Below are 13,802 nucleotides of genomic sequence, written 5' to 3'. Positions count from 1 at the left end.
GCACTCATGCTTTGGCTCCCTCTTCGATACCGCCACGGGCGGCCTGAAAGACCTGGTCCCAGTTAAGCAAAACCTGCTCTAGTTCATAACGCTGACGCACCGCTGCAGCGGCACGACGGCCCAAGACGCCCCGAAAGACGCCATCCCCCATCAGCTCGGCCAGGGCGGCAGTCAAGGCACCTTCATCCCCTACCGGCACCAGCAGGGCATCCTTGCCATCGGAACTGATTTCGCGCGGGCCGCTGGGGCAATCAACCGTCACGGCGGGCAGGCCCATGGCCATGGCTTCCAGCAACACGTTCGGAAAGCCCTCTACTTCCGAAGTCATGACAAAGGCATGGGAGCGCGCCATTTCCTGCCAGGGCTCAGCGGTCTTGCCGGCCAGTTCGATACGGTCGCCCGCGCCGGACATGGCAATCTGCTGCACCAATTGGGCTCGCTGCGGGCCATCACCCCAGATTTTCAATTTCCACTCCGGATGCTCGGCGGCCAGGCCTGCAAATACGCGGATCAAGACATCAAAACGTTTGGAGGGCACCAGACGCCCCATGGCCATCAAGGTGCAGTGACGGTTCTCCTCCACCCGCACCTCGCGCTGCACGGCATTCAAGGCCTGCGGCAAGGGGTTGGGAACCACCATGACCTGCTTCATGCCCGGCACCATGGCCTGGAACGCCGCCACACTGGCTCGGGTTTGCACAGTCACTACCTGCGCCTTGGGGTACAGACGGCGGCGCAGGCTTTGCAGCAGCTTGCCTGCGCTGCTGCTAAAGGCCGGGTTGGTGCGTTCACCCACCACAATAGGGACGCCCATGCCGCCCAGCCCCAGCAACACATTGATATTCACATTGGTCAGAAAAGACACGATGACATCAGGCTGTTTTTCATGCACCAGCTTGCGCATGGCGCGCAGCTTGGCCAAGGGTTTGGGCAACCAGCTACCGCGCATGCGATGGGCCAGCCACACCAGTTCCACCTTGGAGTCAATAGGGTAAAAGGCGCTGCCTCCTCCACTATAAGTAGGCACCAGGGTGACCTGATCGCCCCGCAAACCCCAGGCATTGGCCAGGGTGGAAGCGACGCGCTCGGCGCCGCCTGCGTTCAGGGAGCTGACGAAAAACAGAATATTCACTGGGCCTCCGTGGGCTCATCGACCGGGTAGCTTGGGCCTGCTGGCACTAGGCAAAGCGCCATTTTAAGGCCGACGCAAGCACTGTTCCAACACTTGCTGCCATAGCGCCAGAACTCGGGCCGAGGAAAAACGATCGCGCACATCCGTGGCGCGGCGTGCCAATCGCTGACGCTTGTCGTCGTTGGACATCAGGTCGGATAAATGGGCTGCCAGGGCTTCCACGTCTTCAATCGGGCGTACCAAGACGCCGTCAATATTGGCGCGGATAATCTCGCGCGGGCCGGTATCGCAATCAAAGGCAACCGCGGTCAAACCGCTGGCCATGGCTTCCAGCAGGCTGTTGGACAAGCCTTCCATGCGGGAGCTGAGTACATACAGATCTGACTGCTCGTACCAGTCCGCCATATTGCCGACGCGGCCGGGAAGCTGAATCCGCTCTTGCAGCTCCAACTCTTCAATTCGTGCTTCCAGAGGAGCACGCTGCTCGCCTTCGCCCAGAATCACCAAGTCCCAGTCCGGGAAATAGTTGGACAACATGGCAAAGGATTCGATCAGGGTGTCAAACCCTTTAACCGGGTGCAGTCGCCCCACAGCCAGCAAACGTTTGCGGCCTTCTGGCAGTTCGGGCACCGGCACGACAGGCTCGGCACTATCCATAGGCCAGCGTACGGCATTAGGAATTACCTGAACCTGGCTGCCGGGCACATGCTCGCGCAACCAGTCTGCAGTACCAGCAGTCAGCGCGATCACGGCATGAGCTTGCGGATAGGTACGCAAACGGGCTTTTTGCCAGAAAGAGGACAAGGACTGGGAGGGCGGATGCGTATGCTCGGTAGCAATCACCTTGCAGGGCAAGCCTTTGGCGGCAGAAATGGCCAGCACAGAAGAAGTCGTCATCATCCCCAGCACCACATCGGGCTTGTTCTTGCGTATCAGGGATCGCACCCGGCTCACGCGCCGCCAGTTCTTCCACAAGGCATCCAGGCGGCCACGACTGCTGCCTGCCGTTCCCAGCACGTGGCGCTCTACGCCCTCTGCTACGGTATACGCGTCTTTGTCACGGCCGGCCTGCGTCACCAGAGACACTCGATAGCCGCGCGCCACCCAGGCTGCGCTTAAATCGACGGCGACACGTTCTGCCCCGCCCCCACCCAAAGAGTGGATAAGCAGCATGATATGAGGGCGAACTCCCGAATGACTGTGCACGTTTTCCTATTCCTGCGAACCAGACGCAAAGGCACTGGCTGGCTTCAAAGCCAAGATGAAATAACAAGTGAAAGAAGCCGCATACATCAGGCTGGTCGCCAGCATGATGCCCGACGGACCCATGCGCGCCGCCAGAATCGGGTTCAGGGCCGCTTTCACCAAAAAATTGATCACGGCAATAATTGCCATGGATTTATACCGGTTCTGACTGGCCAGTAACTGCACCAGAATCAGCACCCCAAAATAAAAAGGCAGTTGCACCAGTCCCCAGCTAAAAACCTGGGCGACGGTGGCCGTATCCTGCGCGGTAAACGCGCCACGCTCAAACAGCAGTGCCACGCCCCAAGGAGCCAGCAGGACGCCGATGGCCGCCGCTACTCCACCAGCCGCCAACATCATGACCGACCATTTCAAGGCCATGGAACGAGCACGGGCGTTATCGCCCCGGCTTTGAATATCAGCCAGCACAGGCAAGGCAGCACGGCCTACAGAGGCCGCCCCCACACCTAGAACCAGGGCCAGCAAGCGCGTGGCATAACCCAAGGTCGCGTTGGCATTCGCGCCCAGATTGGCCGCCGTATATTGGTCGATAGGGCCGACAAAGCTCATGGCAACCTGCCCCACCAGCATGATCGTGGCGGCCTTGAGCAAATCCGGCCACTGTTCGGCACGCAAGCTGATCGTGGGACGAGCCCAGATCTGATCAGCCCGAGAAGCCAGAATCATCAGCCACACGGCCTGGATCGTCATGCCCAGCAAGGTGCCCCACAACAAGGGGCCAATGCCGGCATTGGCCCCTGCGGCCAGCACCCAGATCAGGATGACAAAGGCAGGAACACTTTCCAGCAGGGTGTTGATGTGACGCTCATGCGCCCGCAAACGGGCGGCACTCAGGCCAATCATCAGGGTCAGAACCGCCGCTGGCGCAAAGGCAAACAGCAGTTCCTGGCTCATTTCATGGACTGCAGGACTTAAACCCTGTCCCGTCCATTGCAGCACCCAGGGCCAGCTAATCCAGATCAATGCACCCAGCACGCAGCCCAGCACAATGCACCAGGCCTTGAGTTCACCCAGAAAACGGCTGCGCGCTGCCGGTTCCAGACGATGCAAGCGCACCAGAACGGGAATCAGCACAACGGACATGGAGCCAACGATTGTCACTGGCAGCCAATTGGCCATGACCATCGTGAACTGATAGGCATCGACTACATCGCTCACACCGTAGCGATAAGCCACCGCCATTTCTTTGAAAGCGCCCGCTGCCTTGCCCAGCAACAGAAAAAACGCCACCCGCATCGCCCCCAGGGCGATGCGACGGTGGTCGTCATGCAAACTAGACAGACGTGCTTTCAGGCTGGCCCAAATCAACTCAGAAACGCCACGTACCAGGGCATGGCTGTATTCAGGCCCTGCAAAATCGTGTGAGTCGGCTCGTAACCCAATTGGGTGCGAGCCTTAGTGATATCGGCTTGAGAGTGCAGCACATCGCCCGCGCGGAAGTCCGCATAGATGGGCTGTTTGGTGTAGTTGACACCATTTGCACTCAAGGTCTGCTTCAAGTGCTCGAACAGCTCGTTCAAACTGGTGCGAGCATTGACGGCCACGTTATAGACTTCGGCCACAGCAGGTTTTTGCTGCACGGCGGCCAGGATATTCATCTGAATAACGTTGTCGATAAAGCAGAAATCGCGGCTGGTTTGGCCATCCCCATTGATTTGCACATCCTGGTTCTGGATCATGGCCGATACCCATTTGGGGATCACCGCAGCGTAAGCACCATTGGGGTCCTGACGTTTGCCAAATACATTGAAGTAACGCAGGCCCACGCTGGAAAAGCCATAGGCACGGGCAAACACGTCCGCATACAGCTCGTTCACGAACTTGGTGACGGCGTAGGGGGACAGTGGACGACCAATCGTATCCTCCACCTTGGGCAAACCGGGATGGTCGCCATAGGTGGAACTGGAAGCCGCATAAACAAAGGCTTTAACCTGTTCGTCACGCGCAGCCACCATCACGTTCAAGGCGCCGTTCACGTTGACCTCATTGGAAGTCAGCGGATCGTTCAAGGAACGAGGCACCGACCCCAAAGCGGCCTGGTGCAGCACATAGTCCACGCCTTTAACAGCTTCGCGACAGGTATCCAGATTGCGGATATCGCCTTCAATAAAGCGAAAACGGGCCCAGCGCTCGGCACCAACCTGATCGCGCACTTCGTCCAGGTTGTATTGATGGCCGGTTGCAAAGTTATCCAGACCTACCACCTGCTGATCCATTTTCAGCAGGGCTTCCAGCAGGTTGGAACCGATAAAGCCGGCACAACCCGTAACCAGCCAGGTTTTAGGCTGATTACGCAGTTGCTGGCTCGCCTGTTCAAATGCAGCGCTCATAATGCTTTCCAAAATTAAAGACGCAGATCGGATTGTTCGCGATCAAACACATACTTCAAGTCGTAGAGCACATGCTCGGGCTTGCCCCATTGGCGCACACCTTCCACACCCAATTCCTTGAACTGCTTGTGGGCCACAGCCACGATCACCCCGTCGTACTCACCCGCTTTAGGAGTCTCGACCGGAGTAATACCGTATTCATGTTGCGCTTCTTTAGGGTCAACCCATGGATCGTATACATCTACGTGAACATCGTACTGCTTGAGTTCATGCACGATATCGACAATACGGGTGTTACGCAGGTCCGGGCAGTTTTCTTTAAAGGCCAGACCCAGCAACAAGACGCGCGAACCTTGCACCTGAATGCGGCGCTTGGTCATGGCTTTAACCAGTTGGGAGGCCACATAGCCGCCCATGGAGTCGTTCAGACGGCGGCCAGCCAGAATGATCTCGGGGTGGTAGCCAATGGCTTGCGCCTTGTGGGTCAGGTAGTACGGGTCCACGCCAATGCAGTGACCACCCACCAGACCAGGACGGAAAGGCAGGAAGTTCCACTTGGTGCCCGCCGCTTCCAGCACGTCCAGGGTATCGATGCCCAGACGGTTGAAGATCAGAGCCAATTCGTTGATCAGGGCGATATTCACGTCGCGCTGGGTGTTCTCGATCACCTTGGCCGCTTCTGCCACACGAATGGAGCTAGCCTTGAAGGTACCCACCACAATGATCTCGCGGTACAAGGCGTCGACCAATTCAGCGACTTCAGGGGTCGAGCCGGAAGTGACTTTCTTGATTGTGGAGACGCGGTGTTCCTTGTCGCCTGGATTGATACGCTCCGGACTGTACCCCGCGTAGAAATCTTCGTTAAAGCGCAGGCCCGACACTTGCTCCAGCACAGGCACACACACTTCTTCGGTCGCACCGGGGTAAACCGTGGACTCGTAAACCACGATGTCACCACGCTTGAGCACTTTACCGATGGTCTCGGAAGCGCGGACCAGAGGAGTCAGATCAGGCTGCTTGAATTCATCGATAGGCGTGGGCACAGTCACAATGAACACATTGGCCTGGGCCAGTTCATCGGCCTCGCAGGAGTAGCTCAAGCCACTGGCCTGGGCCAGTTCTTCGCTCTCGACCTCCAACGTGCGGTCTACCCCTTCCTTGAGTTCGGCGACACGACGCGCGTTAATGTCAAAACCAATAACGGAACGCTTTTTGCCAAACTCTACAGCCAAAGGCAAACCGACATATCCCAAGCCGATGACGGCCAGTTTCACATTCTCAAGTTGCAACTTCATTCTCCAGTTAGCGCTATGCGCAAGGAATAATCTCGAACGCCTGACAGTATCAGTCCCGATCTATCCGCCGCCGTACCGAGGGTAGCAGCAGCCAGGAAGGGCGACGCCACGAAACCAGACGGGAATAGAGCCAGATATAAACCAGTGAGAAGGCCAGCATGCTGGCACACAAAGCCCAAGTATTGTCCCACCAGATCGTGGCTGGTACCAAACCGATCAGGGCCAGTACCCACAGGTAAGGCGAGGTCATGGCATTACAAAACGCGGGCAAGGCTCCGCCACTGTCACGACTGAACGTGGAGCGCACCAGACGACGGAACACCAGTTGATGCAGGTGCAGCGCGTCCGGCTGATCCACAGGCACACCGCGTTTGAAACGGCGACGCCAGATCGAAAACATGGTTTCAAAAACAGGGTAAAACAGCACGGCCAAGGCGTAAAACGGCGACACACTGGGGTTGCGCACCACCAGTTGCACAGCCAGTTCAGCCAGCATGAAGCCCAGGAAATATGCGCCCCCATCCCCCAGAAAGACCCGTCCAAAAGGAAAGTTCCATACCAGAAAGCCCAGGGTGGCCGACGCCAGCGAGGCGGCAATCAGGAAAATCGGAATGTCCTGCACCTGCAAGGCCACCAGAGCCAGGGACAGCGCCATCAAGGTGGCGATCATGCCGGCCAGGCCATTCATACCGTCAATAATATTCAGGGCATGGGTACAGCCGCCTACCGCAATCATGGTAAAGAGCAGCGAAATGGGCCAGAAACCCAGAACCCAATCAGCCCAGCTCACCCCAACACGCGACACACCACCCAACAGCCACCAGGCAATCGCGGCCGACAGGAAAGCGGCCAGCAAGCGTTTCAGAGAACCTACGTCCTTGGTGATGTCCTCGACCAGGCCCGCCACAAATACCGGCATGGCAGCCAGAAACAAGACCGGCCACAGCCAGGTCAGTGTCATATTGCTGGGCCCAAGGACCAGCAAGCCAGCCAAACTGCCTGCCACCACGGCCAGACCACCCACACGCGGGGTAGGACGAGAATGGGACGCTTGGGGTTTACTAAGGTCGCTGTCCCCGGTCAGACGGCCATGCCAACGTTCGGAGGCCACGATCAGCCCGCCGACCATAAAAGCCACGACACAGATATACAACCAGGTAAGAGACTCCCCCATCTGAGGTAAAGACACCGCAAAACACCTGCTAGGTTAGGAACTACACATTATCAACCTGCCTTCCGGCTTGTGTCCGTGACCAGTCGCATTAAATGCAACAATTTCCGTCAAGTCCCGTATCACTTTCGTGTAGGCAGGAGTAGCTCGCTAATTTGCCCGAGCGCGAGCCCGAAAGCAAGTATTTTGCGGGATTGGGGCTCAGGAATCGGGTTGCGGCAACGGTTCTGTCGAGGCCAGCTGATTACCGCACTCGGTCAGGAGTCGCCGTAACCAGCGATGGCTGGGCGAATGCCGGTTACGTTCATGCCAGAGCTGATAAAAGCGCATGGGCGGAAACTCCAGCGGGGCCTCCAGAATCGCCAGGGGCAATAGTCGACAATAAAACTCGGCGAAATGACGCGAAGTCGTAAAAATCAGGTCTGTATTCTGTAGCAAATACGGTGCTGCCGAAAAGGACTGCACCGCCACGCTTTCATCACGCTGAATACGCAGAGTCGCCAAGGTCGTATCGATGACACCGCGCTGGTTGATGGAATACGGCATGGGCACCACATGGCGCGCCCGCACGTAATCATCCATGGTCAACCCCTTGCGAGCCAAGGGGTGCGTTGCCGCTACCAGGCAGACAATCTGATCTTCCAGCAGCACGGACAGGTGCATGCGATCGGGCGGTTCGGGCCAGTTCCCAATAACCATATCCAGGTCGCCTTCCGCCAAAGAACGCTCAAAATCAAAGCTGGCATCCAGAGAATGCAGATTCAAGCGTGCCCCCGGTGCCTCGCGACGCATGCGCTCGACCACTCCGCCAATAAAGACAGGCGCCAGATAATCTGGCGCTCCGATATGAAACTCACTGCGACTTACCTGAGGGTCGAAACTGTCGGGCGCATTAACCATACAGTCGATCTCGGCCAGGGCTCCTTTAGCGTGGGCCAGCAGGCCAATGGCGCGCTCGGTAGGCACCATGCCCCCTTTTTCGCGCACCAGCAAAGGATCGCCAATAATGTCACGCAAGCGTCGTAAGGCCGCACTGATAGCAGGCTGCGACTGGTTCATTTTGAACGCGGTACGCGAGACGCTGCGCTCGGTAACGAGTAAGCAAAATACCCTCAAGAGATAGGTATCAAGCGGGTTATCCCCACGTCGGGCGGCCATCTTATTCTCTCCTTCTTACGCTTTTTTCCAGCATGATAATGACATACATGCACAATACGAGATGGCATATATCATTTATACGCCTAATTCTATTTTATTTATAAACAGAAAACTTAAACTGGTCCCATATAAGAAAATCATAGCCCACAGGCGGTGGTTTATAAGGGTTTGAATAAATCAAACATACCGTGTAAACGCCCACCCACTACCCTTGATAAAACGGCCTCCAGGCCTGGTCCTGGAGCCGCCTCGGCTCGCACTATTTACGCTTAGATAATCGGACTGACACATGACTACTCAAACCCTTACCACCACACAGGCGCTCACCGAACTCTCCAGCCTGGATCAGAGCCAATTCGTGGAAAAGCTCGAAGGTATTTTTGAACATTCCCCCTGGGTCCCTGAGCGTAGCTGGAACCAGCGTCCCTTTGAAAGCGTGGATCAGTTGCACGCCTGCATGGTGCAAGTGGTCCAAGAAGCATCGCACGAAGAACAGAAGAACCTGATCTGTGCTCACCCCGAGCTGGCTGGTAAAGAAGCCGAGCAAGGGACCCTGACCACCGCATCGACAGGCGAACAACGTGGCGCCGGCCTGGATCAGTGTTCGGCCGAAGAGCTGGCCCGTCTGCGTGGCCTGAATGCCCAATACCGTGAGCGCTTCGGTTTTCCCTTCGTGATTGCCGTCAAGGGTTTGAGCCGTTACCAAATCATGGATACAGTAGAAGCTCGTCTGAACAACAGTGCTGAAACCGAGTTTCAAGCTTGTCTGACTGAAATCGGCAAGATTGCCCGTTTCCGTCTGGATGCGCTGCTGGGCTGATTTTGCTGCCTGCCGGGTCTTGTTGACCCATCCAGTTCACGGGGTAGCGCCAGCCTGCGGGCACGCTGCCCTTTGTTTCCTCTGACCCTTCGTGGCGCGGCTGCTTTCAGCCCCACGCGGGTCTGCCCTACCAAGGACCTCTGCCATGACAATCACATTGAAGTTGGAAACCCTGACAGCCGAAGCCTTCGCCCCCTTTGGTGATGTCATCGAGGCCTCCGACACGGTTCAGCACTTCACCATCAATGAAGGCAATACCGAGCGCTACCACGACCTGGCCAAGATCGAGCCGGGTGCAGACGGTCAGGCGATTGTGTCCATTTTCCGTGGTCAGCCACGCACCTTGCCCTTTACCGTGGAAATGATGGAACGCCACCCCAAAGGTAGCCAGGCCTTCATTCCGCAGTCCGGCCAACAGTATCTGGTGATTGTGGCCCCTGCTGGCCCGACTCCCAAGGCAAGCGATCTACGCCTGTTCCTGGCCCGTGGCGACCAGGGCGTGAACTACGCAACTGGCGTTTGGCACCACCCCTTGATGGCACTGAATCAAGTGGCCGACTTCATCGTGATTGACCGCAAAGGTCCCGGCGACAACTGCGATGTGATTCAGCTGGAAGAAAAAGCCATCATTGCTGAACTGGAAACCACAGCAGCGTGAGCCAGTCCTGTCCCATCACGCCGGACATAGCGGCCATTTACGCCCATCGTCCGGCCGATATTGATCCTGAGCACTGGCGCGCCCGTGTCAATCTGGCCGCCGCCTACCGGCTGGCGGCCCGCCAGGGCTGGGACGATATCATCTACACCCATATCTCCCTGCGCCTGCCCGGCCACGACGACACTTTCCTGATCAATCCCTTCGGTTTGCGCTTTGATGAAATCTGCGCTTCCAATCTGCTCTTGATTGATACCCAGGGCCAGGTTGTGGACGGCACAGGCCGTCGTGCCAACCCCAGCGGTTTTGCCATTCACGGAGCCGTTCACCGCGCCCGAGCGGATGCACACTGTGTCATCCACTTACATACAGATGCCTCGATTGCCGTCTCGGCTCTGTCCTGTGGACTGCTGCCTCTATCGCAACACGCCATGCGGTTCTGGCAGGATATTGGCTATCACGACTATGCCGGTCTGGCCTTCCCGCCCCAGGAGCAAGAGGCCCTGCTCAAGCAATTAGGCTCCTATCCCGCCCTGCTCTTGCGCAATCACGGTGCCCTGACCTGTGGCCGTACTGTTGCCGAAGCTTATGTCCTGATGGATGCCTTGGAGCGCGCCTGTCGCATTCAGCTCTCGGCCATGGCTGCCAGCCCGCAACTGCACCTGCCCCCGACGGATGTGCTGGATTTGACACATCGCCAGCTTTTACCCGGGGATGAGCCAGAGGGCTTGTTAGAATGGCCAGCCTTGCTGCGCAAGCTCTATCAGAGCGAGCCGGATTTTTGCCGCTAAGACCCTTTCCACCCCTACGGAGCTTTTATGCCTTCTATTAACGTACAACTATTCGACGGCCGTCCCGTGGAAATCAAGCGTGAGCTCGCCCAGGCCCTGACTAAAGAAGCCTGTCGCGTGCTTGGCTGTACCCCGGAGGCCGTCGATGTGGTCTTTACCGATGTCAAACGCGAGGACTGGGCCACGGCCGGCGTCCTGTGGTCGGACAAGTAAATCAGACCCATGAAAAAGCGGCCCTGTGGCCGCTTTTTTTATATCTTTCAGCACCTTAACGGCTCTTCAAACGTAAATCAAACAGTAGTTTGGAGGCTATTAACATAGATTTTCAGGATGGACTAGGTGGGCAATACCCCTAGCGCTGAAAAATGCATGAAAAAAGCAGGAATCTGCTAGGGCGTGGCCTGAACACAGGCCCCATCTACAGGGCATATATCCTTCCCCCCCTGTCAGCATCAGCCTGCCATACGCTTTTACGTATTCTACTTATCAAGCCGTACTGCCTTCCAGTGATAGGGCCCATCCGATAACTTTATGCTTACGCGGCCCAGGCATCGGCTGCGCATAACGTATTAATAAGGAGACCCGGATGTCCGCCAACCCAGAAGTGTCCACACCTGCTGCTTGTGACGGTGTAGACGAACGCCTACCAACGGGGCGCCTGGCAACCCTTGGTTTGCAACACGTCATGGTGATGTACGCGGGCGCAGTTGCTGTCCCCCTGATCATTGGTGCGGCCTTGGGCCTGTCCAAGGAACAGATCGCATTCCTGATTAATGCCGACCTGCTGTGCTGTGGCCTGATCACCATCATCCAGGCTCGTGGCCTGGGTATGTTCGGCATCAAACTGCCCGTCATGATGGGCGTATCCTTTGCAGCGGTCAGCCCCATGATCGCCATTGGCCTGGATCCACAACTGGGCCTGCCCGGTATTTTTGGCGCCACCATCCTGGCCGGTATCTTCAGTATTCTGATTGCTCCGGTATTTAGCCGTCTGATGGGCCTGTTCCCCCCGGTCGTGACCGGCATCATCATTACCGTGATTGGCGTGACGCTGATGCGCGTGGGTCTGAACTGGATCGGCGGCGGCTCCCCTACTATTACTGACGCCGCCACCGGCCTGTCCATCCCCAACCCCGAATACGGCTCGCTGGAAAACCTGGGCATTGCCTTGATGGTGCTGACTGTGATCCTGCTGATCACCAAGTTTGCACGCGGTTTCCTGGCAAACGTGGCAGTGCTGATTGGCCTGCTGGTCGGTTTCTTTGTCTCTTTGGCCATGGGTCGCATCACCTTTGAAGGTCTGGATCAGACCAGCTGGTTTGCGGTGGTGACTCCATTCCACTTTGGCGTGCCTACTTTCAGCTGGGCCCTGCTGGGCGCAGCGGCAGTCCTGTCCCTGATCATGGTGGTGATCATGGTTGAGTCTCTGGGCATGTTCCTGGCATTGGGCTCCATCTGCGGCCGTCCTACCGACCGAGAAGCGCTGGTGCGCGGTCTGCGTACCGACGGTCTGGGTACCCTGGTGGGCGGCATCATGAACACCTTCCCGCACAGCTCGTTCTCGCAAAACGTGGGCCTGGTCAGCGTGACCGGCGTGCGCAGCCGCTGGGTATGTGTCATGGGTGGTGCCTTCCTGATCATGCTGGGCCTGTTCCCCAAAATGGCTTTCATTGTGGCCTCCATCCCCAACTACGTTCTGGGCGGTGCTGGCATTGTGATGTTCGGCATGGTGGCCGCTACCGGCATCAAGATCCTGATGTCGGCCAACCTGAACCGCAACCCTTACAACCCCTATATCGTGGCCATCAGCCTGGGCTTTGGCATGATTCCCCTGGTTGCCGAGCACCTGCTGGACAAGATGCCCCCTGCTCTGGCTCCCTTGCTGCATAGCGGAATCTTGCTGGCTGCCGTATCTGCCATCTTATTGAACCTGTTTTTCAACGGCATGGAAAAATACGCCGACCAAGGCCACACCGTTGAATCCACCGCTGCTACCCAGGCCCGCAAACAGGCCGCTGCTCAAAAAGCGACTGAAGACAGCGGCAATCACCTGGCCTCGCAAAACGGCTAAGCCCCTTTTTGAACAGCCGTCCTGCCTGAAATGGGCGGCTGTTCAAATTTCCGCAGTACCTTCATAAAAGTATCGACTGCCCATAATTAATCTAAGCAAGGTCAGTAACACCCACTCAAAGAAAACTAAGGCCGCAGGCCATAAGGGACATCAGATCCCAGGGACCTGCTTGTGCTCAAACAAAGAGGAGACACCATGAAAAAGCTACACCCTGCTCGCTGGGCATGCGCCCCGCTGGCCGCCGCCCTGCTGTCCAGCCCCGCCTTGGCAGCTGACTGGAGCGACACCTTTTTAGGCTACCGCTTCAGCACGCAGTACACCGAGCCGATGAACGATCGAACTATTCAGAAGCACATCCTGAGCCTGACACACGTCAACGGCTACAGCCTGGGCCAGAACTTCTTCAACCTGGATATCCTGCAGTCGGACCGCTACGATCCCTCCAACGGGAATGGCAGCAATGGCGCCACCGAGTTCTACGCCACCTATCGTCACCAGCTCTCCATGGGCAAGGTATTCGACAAGGATCTGAGCTTCGGCCCCGTAAAAGATGTGGCCATCACAGCGGGCTTTGACCTGAACACCAAAAACACCGCCTTTGCACCGCGCAAACGCCTGCTGGTACTGGGCCCAACCTTCAAATTCGATGTACCCCGAGGCTTTGTGGACCTGAGCCTGATGGTGGGTAAGGAGTGGAACCACTGCGGTCTGGGTGCTCCCGCCTGCCCGGACAGCCGCCGCTCTTTCGACACCCAGTTTTTAGCCAGCCTGAACTGGAATCTGCCCTTTGATGTGGGTTCAGTGCCTTTGAAGTTCCAGGGCTTTGCCAACTACGCCGGCCCCAAAGGTGATGACTACGCGGGCATCAGCACCAAGTCTGAAGTATTGGTCCGTACATCCCTGATGGCCGACGTGGGTAAAGTGGCCTTCGACAAGAAGAACACCTTGTGGGTGGGGATTGGCTACGAGTACTGGTACAACAAGTTCGGTAACCGCTACAAGGCAGACGGCAGCCTGAAACCCGGTATCAAAACCAGCGCTCCAACCGTACAGCTGGAATGGCATTTCTAAGTCGTACGCAGCAAAAAAACCGCTTTTCGAAGCGGTTTTTTC

At 57.2% G+C, this 13,802-nt stretch carries 13 protein-coding genes; 6 read left to right on the top strand and 7 right to left on the bottom strand.

The annotated features are described in order from the left end of the window. Window positions 1-4: 4 nt before the first annotated feature. The 7 genes from NBV64_RS03550 to NBV64_RS03520 all read right to left on the bottom strand — a co-directional run bounded on the left by NBV64_RS03550 (window position 5) and on the right by NBV64_RS03520 (window position 8,352). Window positions 5-1,132 carry a glycosyltransferase family 4 protein gene (locus NBV64_RS03550; protein ID WP_009461098.1) on the bottom strand — a complete coding sequence of 376 codons (1,128 nt, stop codon included), beginning with the start codon at window positions 1,130-1,132 and terminating at the stop codon, window positions 5-7. Window positions 1,133-1,195: 63 nt separating this feature from the next. After that, window positions 1,196-2,305: a glycosyltransferase family 4 protein gene (locus NBV64_RS03545; protein WP_060186276.1), complete on the bottom strand. Its 1,110-nt coding sequence runs from the start codon at window positions 2,303-2,305 to the stop codon at window positions 1,196-1,198. Window positions 2,306-2,344: 39 nt separating this feature from the next. Further along, window positions 2,345-3,706, bottom strand: a complete 1,362-nt coding sequence (gene murJ, locus NBV64_RS03540; RefSeq protein WP_009461100.1) for a murein biosynthesis integral membrane protein MurJ — start codon at window positions 3,704-3,706, stop codon at window positions 2,345-2,347. Beyond that, window positions 3,703-4,728: an SDR family oxidoreductase gene (locus NBV64_RS03535; protein ID WP_022983250.1), complete on the bottom strand. Its 1,026-nt coding sequence runs from the start codon at window positions 4,726-4,728 to the stop codon at window positions 3,703-3,705. Before NBV64_RS03535 ends, murJ begins: the two co-directional genes overlap by 4 nt. Window positions 4,729-4,742: 14 nt before the next feature. After that, complete coding sequence (gene tviB, locus NBV64_RS03530; protein WP_022983251.1) at window positions 4,743-6,023, bottom strand: Vi polysaccharide biosynthesis UDP-N-acetylglucosamine C-6 dehydrogenase TviB; 1,281 nt, start codon at window positions 6,021-6,023, stop codon at window positions 4,743-4,745. 49 nt (window positions 6,024-6,072) lie between these two features. Further along, complete coding sequence (locus NBV64_RS03525) at window positions 6,073-7,197, bottom strand: MraY family glycosyltransferase (RefSeq protein ID WP_009461102.1); 1,125 nt, start codon at window positions 7,195-7,197, stop codon at window positions 6,073-6,075. 198 nt (window positions 7,198-7,395) lie between these two features. Further along, window positions 7,396-8,352, bottom strand: a complete 957-nt coding sequence (locus NBV64_RS03520; RefSeq protein ID WP_009461103.1) for a LysR family transcriptional regulator — start codon at window positions 8,350-8,352, stop codon at window positions 7,396-7,398. A 289-nt stretch (window positions 8,353-8,641) separates the two neighbouring features. On the opposite strand from NBV64_RS03520, the gene uraD reads away from it, so the two are divergent. The 6 genes from uraD to NBV64_RS03490 all read left to right on the top strand — a co-directional run bounded on the left by uraD (window position 8,642) and on the right by NBV64_RS03490 (window position 13,760). Beyond that, window positions 8,642-9,172, top strand: coding sequence for a 2-oxo-4-hydroxy-4-carboxy-5-ureidoimidazoline decarboxylase (uraD, locus tag NBV64_RS03515; RefSeq protein ID WP_009461104.1), 531 nt, complete (start codon window positions 8,642-8,644; stop codon window positions 9,170-9,172). Between the two features lie 145 nt (window positions 9,173-9,317). Next, window positions 9,318-9,830, top strand: a complete 513-nt coding sequence (locus tag NBV64_RS03510; RefSeq protein WP_250756699.1) for an ureidoglycolate lyase — start codon at window positions 9,318-9,320, stop codon at window positions 9,828-9,830. Beyond that, the gene (locus tag NBV64_RS03505) at window positions 9,827-10,618 is read left to right on the top strand and encodes a class II aldolase/adducin family protein (RefSeq protein WP_022983252.1); all 792 of its coding nucleotides are present in this window, start codon (window positions 9,827-9,829) and stop codon (window positions 10,616-10,618) included. The genes NBV64_RS03510 and NBV64_RS03505 overlap by 4 nt, the downstream gene beginning before the upstream one ends. A 27-nt stretch (window positions 10,619-10,645) precedes the next feature. Beyond that, entirely contained in the window at window positions 10,646-10,831 is a 186-nt protein-coding gene (locus NBV64_RS03500; RefSeq protein ID WP_009461108.1) for a 4-oxalocrotonate tautomerase, read from the top strand. A 373-nt stretch (window positions 10,832-11,204) separates the two neighbouring features. Next, window positions 11,205-12,689: a nucleobase:cation symporter-2 family protein gene (locus NBV64_RS03495; RefSeq protein ID WP_083054174.1), complete on the top strand. Its 1,485-nt coding sequence runs from the start codon at window positions 11,205-11,207 to the stop codon at window positions 12,687-12,689. Window positions 12,690-12,884: 195 nt separating this feature from the next. Further along, a complete protein-coding gene (locus NBV64_RS03490; RefSeq protein ID WP_009461111.1) occupies window positions 12,885-13,760 on the top strand; it encodes an outer membrane protein OmpK in 876 nt (291 codons plus the stop codon). Window positions 13,761-13,802 lie beyond the last annotated feature (42 nt).

It is taken from the genome of Alcaligenes sp. DN25 (assembly GCF_023674485.1).
Lineage (GTDB): Bacteria > Pseudomonadota > Gammaproteobacteria > Burkholderiales > Burkholderiaceae_B > Alcaligenes > Alcaligenes phenolicus.
The sequence above is the reverse complement of the archived record's forward strand: the minus strand, read 5'-3'. Positions and strand labels throughout refer to the sequence as shown.

Bases quoted from the DNA above. Each gene is read 5' to 3' on its own strand.
- NBV64_RS03545 (WP_060186276.1), bottom strand. From the start codon at position 2,305: ATGCTGCTTATCCACTCTTTGGGTGGGGGCGGGGCAGAACGTGTCGCC.
- NBV64_RS03535 (WP_022983250.1), bottom strand. From the start codon at position 4,728: ATGAGCGCTGCATTTGAACAGGCGAGCCAGCAACTGCGTAATCAGCCT.
- tviB (WP_022983251.1), bottom strand. From the start codon at position 6,023: ATGAAGTTGCAACTTGAGAATGTGAAACTGGCCGTCATCGGCTTGGGA.
- NBV64_RS03525 (WP_009461102.1), bottom strand. From the start codon at position 7,197: ATGGGGGAGTCTCTTACCTGGTTGTATATCTGTGTCGTGGCTTTTATG.
- NBV64_RS03520 (WP_009461103.1), bottom strand. From the start codon at position 8,352: ATGGCCGCCCGACGTGGGGATAACCCGCTTGATACCTATCTCTTGAGG.
- uraD (WP_009461104.1), top strand. From the start codon at position 8,642: ATGACTACTCAAACCCTTACCACCACACAGGCGCTCACCGAACTCTCC.
- NBV64_RS03510 (WP_250756699.1), top strand. From the start codon at position 9,318: ATGACAATCACATTGAAGTTGGAAACCCTGACAGCCGAAGCCTTCGCC.
- NBV64_RS03500 (WP_009461108.1), top strand. From the start codon at position 10,646: ATGCCTTCTATTAACGTACAACTATTCGACGGCCGTCCCGTGGAAATC.
- NBV64_RS03495 (WP_083054174.1), top strand. From the start codon at position 11,205: ATGTCCGCCAACCCAGAAGTGTCCACACCTGCTGCTTGTGACGGTGTA.
- NBV64_RS03490 (WP_009461111.1), top strand. From the start codon at position 12,885: ATGAAAAAGCTACACCCTGCTCGCTGGGCATGCGCCCCGCTGGCCGCC.